This window comes from Paraliobacillus zengyii (genome assembly GCF_003268595.1).
Taxonomy (GTDB): domain Bacteria; phylum Bacillota; class Bacilli; order Bacillales; family Amphibacillaceae; genus Paraliobacillus_A; species Paraliobacillus_A zengyii.
Window position 1 is genome coordinate 540,338 of the sequence record NZ_CP029797.1, and the last position, 12,471, is coordinate 552,808.

At 33.1% G+C, this 12,471-nt stretch carries 8 protein-coding genes; all 8 read left to right on the top strand.

Translation table 11 applies throughout. The features are described 5' to 3' along the window. Positions 1–337: 337 nt before the first annotated feature. Positions 338–1,051, top strand: a complete 714-nt coding sequence (locus tag DM447_RS02790; protein WP_112179795.1) for a LytR/AlgR family response regulator transcription factor — start codon at positions 338–340, stop codon at positions 1,049–1,051. Next, the gene (locus DM447_RS02795; RefSeq protein WP_112179796.1) at positions 1,048–2,367 is read left to right on the top strand and encodes an ATP-binding protein; all 1,320 of its coding nucleotides are present in this window, start codon (positions 1,048–1,050) and stop codon (positions 2,365–2,367) included. The genes DM447_RS02790 and DM447_RS02795 overlap by 4 nt, the downstream gene beginning before the upstream one ends. Positions 2,368–2,460: 93 nt before the next feature. Then, a complete protein-coding gene (locus DM447_RS02800) occupies positions 2,461–4,815 on the top strand; it encodes a glycoside hydrolase family 3 C-terminal domain-containing protein (protein WP_241964551.1) in 2,355 nt (784 codons plus the stop codon). Positions 4,816–4,874: 59 nt separating this feature from the next. Next, positions 4,875–5,336, top strand: coding sequence for a hypothetical protein (locus DM447_RS02805; protein WP_198663139.1), 462 nt, complete (start codon positions 4,875–4,877; stop codon positions 5,334–5,336). A gap of 62 nt (positions 5,337–5,398) precedes the next feature. Beyond that, on the top strand, positions 5,399–8,344 hold the full coding sequence (locus tag DM447_RS02810; RefSeq protein WP_112179798.1) for a beta-glucosidase: 2,946 nt from the start codon (positions 5,399–5,401) through the stop codon (positions 8,342–8,344). 132 nt (positions 8,345–8,476) lie between these two features. Then, a complete protein-coding gene (locus DM447_RS02815) occupies positions 8,477–9,490 on the top strand; it encodes a glycosyltransferase family 2 protein (RefSeq protein ID WP_112179799.1) in 1,014 nt (337 codons plus the stop codon). A gap of 591 nt (positions 9,491–10,081) precedes the next feature. Then, complete coding sequence (locus DM447_RS02820; protein ID WP_157967851.1) at positions 10,082–11,128, top strand: carboxylesterase family protein; 1,047 nt, start codon at positions 10,082–10,084, stop codon at positions 11,126–11,128. Between the two features lie 199 nt (positions 11,129–11,327). Beyond that, positions 11,328–12,158 carry a hypothetical protein gene (locus DM447_RS02825; RefSeq protein WP_112179801.1) on the top strand — a complete coding sequence of 277 codons (831 nt, stop codon included), beginning with the start codon at positions 11,328–11,330 and terminating at the stop codon, positions 12,156–12,158. Positions 12,159–12,471 lie beyond the last annotated feature (313 nt).

Genomic DNA, 12,471 nt, shown 5'->3' on the forward strand with positions numbered 1-12,471 from the left:
GAAAACAAGAGCCCCCCATAGAATTTAATTTGAGTTCCAAAGACAAATCATAATAATCACAAATTAAATTTATCCCCTACCAGGCATTGAAAGCATACGGTAAGCATATATCCGATATTAGAGTGGTTTTATTTCTTGAAATATAATAATTAGTTATTTCTTAGCTTCTTCAGAAGATATAATTTTACAGTTTATGCATGAAAACAACAGGTTGTGTAATTTGTATATATGATGCTTTTCGATGTTATATAGTATAGATACTAACTCATCTTGAAGCTGTTTCATGACAATATGTTGTCCATTGCATAACATAACATTCACTATTAGAGGTGATTTTATGATTCATGTTGCTATTGTAGAAGATGAAAAGATGTATGCGGATACATTAGAAGGATATATTATGCGGTATTCAGTTGAAAGTGGAGAGGAATTTAAGGTTGATATATTTTCGGATGGTGATGGAATTACTAAGGACTACACACCTAAGTATGGAATTATTTTTCTGGACATAGAGATGAAGTTCATGGATGGTATGACAACAGCTAGACATATAAGGAATTCGGATCAAGAGGTCATATTGATCTTCATAACTAATATGGCCCAATATGCAATTAAGGGCTATCAGGTGGATGCGATGAGTTACCTTTTAAAGCCAGTGCCTTATTTTGCATTTTCACAAGAAATGAATCGTTCGATCGAGAGGTTAAAGCAGAATAAGAATAATAATAGTATTCTGCTTCCTAACAGCAATGGAATGGTTAAGGTTGATGTGAAAAGTATTCTTTTTATAGAAAGTTACAAGCATCGTATCATAGTTAACACGATGAATGAAAAATATTCATTTGTTGGTACTATGAAAGAGATGGAGAACAGAATGAAAATGTACAAATTTTTTAGATGCAATAATGGCTATTTAGTTAATTTATTTCATGTGACTGGTGTAAAAGATAATGAAGCAATTGTAGGTGATGACTATATCCCTATTAGTCGTGCTAGAAAAAAAGATTTCCTTAACTCACTTACAGATTATGTAGGGGGATTATCGAAATGACTATCTCTGATATTCCTAGAATCTTTACTGCAATAGTAGAGTGGGGTGCTTGTCTGGTTTTTATTATACCGAATAGGAAAGCATCAAGGAACTGGTATTGGATAATGATATTGTTGTTGTCACTATTAACTTTGATTGTTTACCATTTGATAGCAGATCATTTGCCTGTTCAATTTTGGTTAGTGGGTATGTTCGGAGCAGCTTTCATCATGTATATATTTATCAACCTTACATTAAATAGGGATCGTAGGTCAGCAGCCTATTATGCTGCGTTTGCATTTATTACTGCAGAGTTTATTCAGTCTTTGGAGTGGCAGATTCATACATTTATATTTGCTGAAAATCAAAGTGGTGAATTTTTATTAAGTATTCTATTTGCAATGTCTATATACGCTGGTGTATTGATAATAATTTGGCACTATATATCCAGGAGCTTGCATCCTAATATTCATTTCTATGTTAGTAGTAAACTAATGTGGGCTACCATTATCATTGCAACTGGTGCATTTCTTGTTAGTAACATTAGTTTTGTTTATACAAACACGCCTTTTAGTGGGCGATTACCTCAGGAAATATTTTATATTAGAACCTTGGTTGATTTTTCTGCTTTAGTCGGTTTGTTTGTTCTTAAAGAACAGCATTTTCAATCACAGATAAAGTATGAGTTAAAATCCATCCAAGATATATTAAATAGGCAGTATGAGCAGTATAAAATGTCAAAGGGAAGTATTGAGATAGTAAATAGAAAGTACCATGATTTAAAGCATCAAATAGCCGTAATTAGAGCTGAAACAGATATAAGTAAAAAATCAGAGTATCTAGATGAGTTAGAAAAAGGGATTATGTTCTATGAAACTTATAATAAAACAGGCAATCATGTATTAGATACAATTTTAAATAGTAAATCATTATTATGTAAGGAATATGAAATTAATATGACGTGTATTGCTGACGGACATTTAATTGACTTTATAGATATTATGGACATATGTACTATTTTTGGAAACGCATTAGATAATGCAATCGAGAGTGTTAAGCAAATAGAAGAAGTAGATAAACGTTTGATTAAAGTAGCCGTATTTAACCAGAATAATTTCCTTATAATTCGTTTTGAAAATTACTATGAAAGTAAACTTAATTTTGAAAAAGGTACGTTAACTACTACAAAGAAAAATAAAGACTACCATGGTTATGGAATTAAGAGTTTAAAGTACACTGCTAAAAGCTATGATGGTTCAATGACAATTCATACAGAAGACAATTGGTTTAGGTTATGTATATTAATCCCAATAGAAGAAAGTAGTAACAATAAGTAATGTGAGGAGGGAAAATGATTATAATCTAATGTAAGTATATTTGATCAATATAATCATTTGAATGATATGAAATATAGAGATTTGATTACGAAAATGACAATAGAAGAAAAAGTTTCTTTGCTGGCAGGAAAAGACTTTTGGACGACTCATTCTATTGAAAGGTTAAATATACCTTCAATGGCAATGGCTGATGGCCCTCATGGTGTGAGAAAACAAGCTGAAAATGGCGATCATTTAGGTTTAGTAGAAGGTGTGAAAGCAACGTGTTTCCCAACGTCAGCAACAATGGCTAATAGTTGGAATGTTGAGATATGTGAAAGAATTGGTCAAGGTCTAGGTCAAGAGGCCGTAGCTAGCAATGTCAATGTTTTACTTGGCCCAGGTATGAATATTAAAAGGAATCCTTTATGTGGAAGAAATTTTGAATACTTTAGTGAGGACCCTTATCTATCTGGTAAATTAGCTGCAGCATATGTTAGAGGAATTCAAAGTAAAGGTGTTTCAGCGTGTCCAAAGCACTTTGCGGCTAATAATCAAGAGTATTTACGTATGACCAATGATTCAGTAGTAGATGAAAGGACTTTAAGAGAAATTTACTTGACTGGATTTGAAATTGCAGTAAAAGAAAGTAACCCTAAGACAATTATGTCATCCTATAACAAAGTTAATGGTGAATATGCTAATGAAAGTGAAAAACTCCTTAGAGACACTCTAATTGATGATTGGGGATTTAATGGAATAGTAGTCTCTGATTGGGGTGGAAGCAATGATCATGTTGAAGGAGTTAAAAATGGAAATCACTTAGAAATGCCAACAACCGGAGGTGACAGTGATTATCAGTTACTTGAAGCTATAAAAAAAGGTGTAATTACTGAATCACTTGTAGATAAACGTGTTGAAGAGTATCTTGATGTATTATTCAGTGTTCAAATTCAAGGGGAACATCAAGTGAATTATGAAGAACATCACGAACTTGCAAGGAAAGCTGCAGAGGAATCTATTGTTCTACTAAAAAATAATGACACGCTTCCTTTGAAATCGCATACAAAAATTTCAGTTATTGGAGATTTTGCAGAAACTCCTCGATATCAAGGAGCTGGTTCTAGTTTAGTGAATTCATATAAATTAGAAAGCACTATCGAAGTAATCTCTGATTATGAATTAGACTATATTGGTTATGTCCAAGGTTATGATCGTATTGGTAGAGCAGATTCTAATAAAATTAATGATGCAGTAAATTTGGCTGAAAAATCTGATGTGATTTTACTTTATATCGGTTTAGATGATGTTAATGAAGTAGAAGGTTATGACAGGGAGCATATGAAAATTCCTGAAAATCAAGTTCAACTAATTGAAGCGTTAGCTAAGTTGCCGCAACCAATTGTAATTGTACTTAGCTGTGGCGCACCAATAGATATGCGATGGAATGATCGTTGTGATGCTATTGTTCATGGGTATTTACCCGGCCAGGCAGGTGCAAAAGCAATACTTAATGTCATGGTAGGTAAAGTTAACCCAAGTGGTAAATTAAGTGAATCTTACCCATATGAATATAAGGATTTGAGTAATTACAACTATTATCCAGGTCTAGAAAAAACAAGTGAATATAGAGAAGGGCTATATGTAGGATACAGATATTTTGATACAAATGCTGTTGATGTACGCTATCCATTTGGTTATGGACTTAGCTATACTTCATTCGAATATTCAGATATAAAGATTGATTCTAATAGTGTTAGATTTACTATTTTGAACACAGGTGATATGCAAGGCAGTGAGATTTCACAGTTATATGTAGGAAAGAAGTCAAAAGCAATCTATCGCCCACTTAAGGAATTAAAAGGTTTTAAAAAAGTTTATTTAGAACCTGGTGAATCTAAAGAAGTAGTTATTGAATTTGATGACAAATCGTTTAGGTACTTTGATATTAATACAATGAAATTCCAAGTAGAAGATGGAGATTATGAAATTATGATTGGAGCATCTTCACGAGATATAAGGTTATCGGGAACATTATATGTAAAAGGTGTGGAGGTTATTAGAGACACAAATATATCTAAAAGATATTTCAGTGGTGATGTTCAGCAGATTACTAACGAAGAGTTTGAAGGCCTATTAGGACATAAACTTCCCGATGCCGATTGGGATCGAACAAAACCGCTAGGATTAAATGACTCTCTTACTCAGATGACATACGCTAAAAGCAGGTTAGCAAGACTGGCAATCAAAATTCTTCTTACACTAAGAAAGCGCTCTTTTAAGAAAGGTAAACCTAATTTAAATATCCTTTTCTTAACAAATATGCCATTCAGGGCAATTGCTAAAATGAGTGGAGGTACTGTTTCTATGGAAATGGTCGGAAATATTGTAACTATTGTAAATGGCCATTTTTTCAAAGGAACAAGCAGGCTGATAAAATCCTGGATTTGGTTAGGAAGGAGAGGTTAATTATTATTACTCAGATAAGTAACTTTAGAGAAAAACATGCACAATTATATGAATTTATTATGTTTAATCTATTAAGTAATATTGCTACAATTACAAATTTCGTAGTTCTCAACATTAGTATGACTTTAATCTTTAAATCTATGACATCTACAGATTTTAACTTTTGGATTTTTAATTATACCTCAGAAAATGGTGGATTAGGAGCATTCTATTCTTTCTTAATTAGTTTTTTTGTTGCACAAGGTGTGAATTTTGTCGTTCAACGTAAACTGGTTTTTAATTCTAATAATAAATTGGGTGCAGCAATACCTATCTATTTATTTACAGTTATTGTTGTTTATATCATTTGTCTGTATATACCAACACTTGTCTTAGGACCAATATCAAGCGTTGTAGGCTCTTTCTGGGGTACTAATATTACTAACGCTATCAACATCATGGTACAGGTGATTATTATATATCCAGTACTAAAATTTATTGTGATGAAGAAAGTTCCCGAAGAAGATGCTCAAATTTCATAAACAAATAGCTATTCTTTTTTATGAATATATCTAAAGTATTATAAAAGAAGGAAGGTTTTTTTATGAATTCAAAAAATCAACAACCGACAATAAAGAAAAAAAGGAAAATAATTAGAAAGGTTTTATTATCTGTTTTTATTATAATAGTAATTGCTGCAAATTTATTGCTTCAAGTGTTTGAGGCACACGCTAACCTATACTTAGGTCGAGGTGACGTTATAATCAATGAAGCTGAAGGAACAAATGGATGGGAAAGCCAATATTATCCTTTAGATTATGAGAATGAAGAGGAGGTAATTAGTGCTTCTGAAGAAATGATAGAAGAGATTTCGAATGAAGGCTTTGTCCTAATGAAGAATAACGGTGTCTTACCGATGGCAGAACAATCAAAAGTTACTTTGTTGGGGCGAAATTCAGCTGATCCTGTATATGGTGGTTCTGGATCAGGATCAGTATCTTTAGACACAGTAGTTGACATGAAAACAGGCTTATTGAATACAGGATTTGAAATTAATGAAGAAGTGTATTCTGTCTTAGAAGAATATGCAGGTTTTGAAACAGAGCTAACCAGTACTGGTAGCGAAAAGCGTGTGTACAACAATCCAAAGGCTGATATTATCATGGATAGGCCAGAGGATTCTTCCTATTATATTGGTGAAATGCCAGTAGATAATTATACACAGGAAGCTATTGATAGTTTTACTAATTATTCTGATGCTGCAATTGTATCTATCGGTCGTGGTGGAGGCGAAGGAGGGGACTTAACCACAGATATGGCGGGTTGGGATAAAAATTATGAAGAAGGACAACACCAGCTAGAGCTCAATTATGATGAAAGAGAGACAATTGAATTAGCAAAGGAAAACTTTGAAAATGTTATTGTGGTAGTTAATTCAAGTGCTGCACTGGAAATGGGTGATTTAGAAGAAGATGAAGGTGTGGATGCTATTGTTTGGGTAGGTTCACCTGGGCAAACTGGTTTCAATGCTTTAGGTAATATTTTAAATGGATCAGTTAATCCGTCCGGTAAAACGGCAGATATTTATCCTGCTGATTTCACTAAAGATCCAACATTTGTGAACTTTGGTTCATATCAATATTCAAATATTAGTGATAGAAATGCAAGTGGAGATGCATTCTTTGTCCAATACGAAGAAGGTGTCTATATTGGGTATCGTTACTATGAGACAGCTGCAGAAGAAGGATTTATCGACTATGATGAAGCTGTTGTCTATCCTTTCGGTCATGGTTTAAGTTACACAACTTTTGATTGGGAAGTTGTTGATCAACAATTAGGGGATGTAGATGGAGAGATAACAGTAGATGTCGAAGTTACAAATACAGGTGATACTTATTCTGGTAAGGAAGTTGTTCAACTTTACTATTCAGCACCATATTATGAAGGTGGGATAGAAAAATCAGAAGTGGTATTAGGAGACTTTGCAAAAACATCATTACTTGCTCCAGGAGAATCTGAAATTGTTTCAGTAATAATTGCAGTAGAAGATATGGCTTCATATGATTATGAAGATAATAAATCCTATGTTTTAGATGAAGGTGAGTATGAAATTCTTATTCAAAACAACTCGCATGAATTAAAAGAAGGTATTGAACCGATTGTCTATACAGTAGATAACACACATATTTATGATGAAAGTAATACACGTACGTCAGATGTGGTAGCAGTTACGAATCAATTTGATGATGTAAATAGACTTTTTACTGACACCGCTGAAGAAGGTAAAATTCTCAATATGTCACGTAATGATTTAGCAACAACCTTCCCTACAGCACCTACAGAAGAAGATATGAAGGCGGACGAACAAATAATTGAAGGTTTCCAACCATATGTTGCTGCAGAGCATGTAGATCTAGATGAAGAAATGCCAACAGCGGATACAGAAAATGGATTACAACTGATTAATTTACGTGGTGTACCGTTTGACGATCCAGCTTGGGACTTACTTCTAGACCAAGTAAAGACAGAAGATATTGTATCTGTAATAATGGATGGTGCATATAACACAAAACCTATTGAAAGCATCGGGAAGCCAGCTACTGTAGATCTTGATGGTCCAGCAGGTATCTCAGCATTCATGGGTGATATACATGGTACAGCATATACTTCTGAAGTGGTTATGGCATCGACATTTAATACTGATTTACTTTATCAAATGGGACAAATGATCGGTAATGAAGCAATTTCTCTTGGAGTTAACGGGTGGTATGCACCAGGGTTGAACTTACACCGTAATCAGTTTGCTGGAAGAAACTTTGAGTATTATTCAGAGGACCCATTACTATCAGGGAAAATAGCGCAAGCTGTTGTTGAAGGTACTTCTAGTAAAGGTCTGACTACATTTATTAAACACTATGCATTAAATGATCAAGAAACGAATCGAGTAAATAATGGCGTAAGTACATGGGCGAACGAACAAGCAATACGTGAAATCTATTTAAAACCATTTGAGATGGTAGTTAAAAATTCAAAAACGACATTAGAGTATCATGCTGATGATGACGGTGTTTTAGATGAGAAAGAAATGAATGCTGCAACAGCTATTATGAGCTCATTTAACCGAGTTGGTTCTACATGGGCTGGTGGAAGTCATGCACTAATGCAGACTGTTCTACGTGATGAGTGGGGATTTGAGGGTGTTGCTGTTAGTGACTTTAATTTATATGATTATATGTATGTAAATCAAGGAATTGCTGCTGGAACAGATTACAACATTACATTTGCATCAAACAAAACGATTGAGGATACGGAAAGTGTAACAGCAGTTAATGATTTAAGGAAATCAGCGCACAGAATATTATATGCTGTTGCTAATAGTAATACAATGAATGGTATTATTCCTGGAACTACAATTTCCTATGAAATGGCAACATGGAAAAAAGTACAAATCATTGTTGATATTGTTATTATTTTGGGTTTAATAACAGGCTTTGTAATTAATCGTAGGAAAAAACAAAAACGAGTGATTGAAAGTAATGAAGCTATTTAAGTTGAGTTTATAGATAAGTAAACACTAAAATTCGGCACAATTTAATTGTAGTCGAATTTTAGTGTTTAAGAATGAATTCGAGATAAGCTAAGAGTATTGACTGAAAAAAAGTTATAAAAAGGTAGTGTGAATATGAAATTATTATCAGTAGTTATACCTTGTTATAATTCACAAGATTATATGAGATATTGCATAGAGTCCCTATTACCAGGAGGGGAAGACGTTGAGTTACTAATAGTGAATGATGGATCTGTTGATAGATCAGCTGAAATTGCCGATGAATATGCAAAAAAGTATCCTACTATCATTAAATCCATACATCAGGAAAATGGCGGTCACGGTGAAGCTGTAAATACAGGGATTCGAAATGCATCAGGCAGATATTTTAAGATAGTAGATAGTGACGACTGGGTTGATATCAGAGCGTACATGAAAATATTGAAAGTGTTAAAATGTTTAATTGATGATAATTTAGTAGACCTGATTATTAGTAACTTTGTATATGAGAAAGAGGGTGCTAAATATAAGAAGATTATGAAATATGACAACGTACTTCCCCAGAATATGGTCTTCTCTTGGGATGATATTAAACATTTTCGAAAAGGTCAGTATATTTTAATGCATTCTGTTATCTATCGGACACAATTGTTACTAGATTGTGAGTTAAAGCTTCCTAAACACACATTTTATGTGGATAATTTATATGTTTTTACTCCATTAAAATTTGTTAACAATATCTATTATGTTAATGTAGATTTTTATCGGTATTTTATTGGACGAGAAGACCAATCTGTTCATGAAAAAATAATGATCAAACGAATTGATCAACAGATAAAAGTTAACAAACTTATGATCGAACAAGCTAACCTGGAGTTGATCAAGAATCAAAATCTGTACCAATATATGCTTAGGCATTTAGAAATCGTTACAGTAGTATCTGCAATTTTACTAATTCGTTCAGGGACTGTTGAAAATATCAAGAAAAAAAGAGAATTATGGAGATATATTAAAAAGAATGATAACGAGTTATACCATAGCTTGAAATTCGGAATAATGGGAAGCTTAATTAATTTGCCAGGACCTGCTGGACGTAAGATTTCGGTGGAAGCATATAAACTATCACAGAAACTTGTAGGGTTTAATTAATGATTATAAGCAATGATAACTTGATTATGAAGTTATCATTGCTTTATAGATTACTAATTTTATAATTCAGATTTTACATATATTGTATCACTAGCATTGAACGAATTCGTTCCCCACCATTTGATAAAATTATCTGTACTTTTGCTCCGTGGATGTGTGATTCTGATCCCAAACCTTTTCAAAATCTCTTCTACTCCGTAATAGTTTCCCAATGTTAGTAGTTAGCTACTTTAGTCTTTTTAACATACGCTCCTTCACTTCCTAATATCATTTAGAAAAATAAAATTAAGTTTTTTTTTTGCACATGCAAGCTTTATCATGTAATCGTTTATGTTCATCAAATTATGTGCAGTAAAATCATGGTATTTCATAGCAATCTTCTGTGTTTTTCTCTTGCAAATACATAATTATAATGGCTAATCGTTCTTTATTTGATAACCCTTATAATCTTTTATCACCTTTAAGGTTAATTTAAGGTATTTAAATTATATTCTAAATATAGTTAATTACATTAATTGAAAACTAATTGACACGAGCGTTTAAAGTAATGTTCGACTATATATGTTTTCTAAAAAAAATGGAGGAATAAAAATGAAAAACAAATTTTTAAAAAGTCTTATGCTAACTGGAACACTATGTATTATATTAAGTGCTTGCTCTAGCACTGAAGAAGAGGAAACAAGTACTAGTACAACGGAAGAAACAACGGAAGAAACAACTGAAACCACACCGCCTGAGGGTGAGATGCCTGAAGGAGCACCAGAAGGTATGATGGCAGGAGGAGCTGTAGATAAAAGTAGTGATACGTTACTTCAAGACATGATTTCCGAAGTAGAAGGAGAATTTGAGCAACTTGAGTTTACTGATCCTGAAACAGGTGAAACATTAACCTATAATTTATATACACCTGAAAATTATGATGCATCCCAATCATATCCATTAGTAACGTTTATTGCGGATTCTAGTGTCGTTGGAGATGATGCAACTGCGTCATTAACGCAAGGATATGGTGGATTAATTTGGGCAACTGAAGAAGAACAGGCTAAACATGAAAGCTTTGTACTGGTGCCTAGCTATCCTGAAACTATTATAGATGACCATGGTAGTTATACTACGACGGACTATGTTGAAATGACAAAAAGATTGTTAGACTCTGTAATATCAAGTTATAGTATTGATGAAGATCGTCTATATGCGACAGGTCAATCCATGGGCTGTATGACATTAATGTATTTAAGTGCAGAATATCCCGATTTATTTGCTGGAGAACTCTTTATATCTGGTCAATGGGATGTAACCACACTTGAACCGTTAGCAAGTCAAAACTTCTTCTATATTGCTGCAGAAGGAGATGAAAAAGCATCTGCTGGACAGGAAGAGCTTCTGACTACTTTAGAAAACGCTGGAGCATCAATAAGTACAGCAACTTTGGATGCTACGTGGTCAGCTGAAGAATCTACAGCTGCTATTGAGAGTATTCTATCAGAAGGAAATGATATTAACTTCGCAACTTTTGAATTAGGAACAGTCCTACCAGAAGGGGTAGAAGTTGGTACAAGCGAGCATATGTATTCTTTTGATTATGCTTATAACCTAGAAGCCGTACGTGACTGGTTATTTGAACAAGTTAAAGAGTAAAAAGATAAGGTAATAATAATTCAATATTTATAACATAAAAGGCACATTTCATTTAAAGAAATGTGCCTTTTAATAATTTGAATTAGAACGAATACGTGGAAGGACCCAACATTTTATATAGCTTCTAGAACCATCGACTCTTTATTGAATATGGGAATGATCACTGGGGAATGATAATGGAAAAAAAGGGAGCCATATAATGCCTAATTACGTTCCTTATTTTATCCTTATCATTATTAGCCTCATATTATTAAGCGTAGTAATCATTCATAAAAAACAATTTGGATTTATTGTACTGTTCTTGAGTTTTTCTGGAATGGTATATGTAGCGGAGATCTTTGTTATGATTATCGGAAATAGTTACGTCTATAATCCTGAAGTGCTGTCTGTAGAATACTACGATCATGCACTAGGCGCAATTGTTTCGAATTTTTTTATTATACCCAGTTTAGGTTTAGTGGCTGCCGTTTATCAACTTCGAGTACGCTGGTGTGTTCTTTTTGCTTTAACATTGGTAGGTGTTGAATGGCTATTTGAATGGCTAAATATTTATCATACAAATTGGTGGAGATATGAATATACTTTAATTTCCGTATTAACTTTTTGTTCATTAACGAAGCTCTGGTTACGCATTCTTCAGCGAGGTAAATGGTTAATTTTCTTGTCAATGTGGATGCAAGGATGGGCTTGTGCAGGCACTGTGATGTACATCATGTCTGTAGCTACAATTCGGCATTATGAAATAGGAGTTTTTGAAAATGTATATCGAGATGACATTTTTATTTTATCGATCATGGGCTTGATGAAAGGTCTGATTTTTGTTGTAGCAATTTTGTGTTTTAAGAAACTATATTGGCGTTTACTTGCACCTATTATGGTTTATGGAATTGATTTGCCATTGTACTACTTTGGAGTACTTGTAGTTGAAATTCCTTTTTGGCTATATACAATCATTTATCTAGTGCTAGCAATTCTTTTGCTTTGGTGGACACATTATGCTTACTCATTTATTCGCAAAATCTCAACATGATTTTAAAAGGGTATCTACTATAAAAATAAATATTAAACTTTATAATACCGTAATTTTGAATGAGTATGTATTCACTTGAAATTACGGTATTGTTCGTGTTTTTAAAAAGGTTGTCTGTAATTTGTCCATAACCTTATGTAATATTCTTTCTAATATATGCATCTAAAAAATAATATTTATGATTGTAAATAATGCATTTAATTTAAGTCGAATATTGTCGATATATATCTTATGGATAGTAAATAAAAATAACAGAAATATAGTTAGGTATCTCTTTAAGTTTTTTTCTTCCATTATATTAATTAAAATGGAC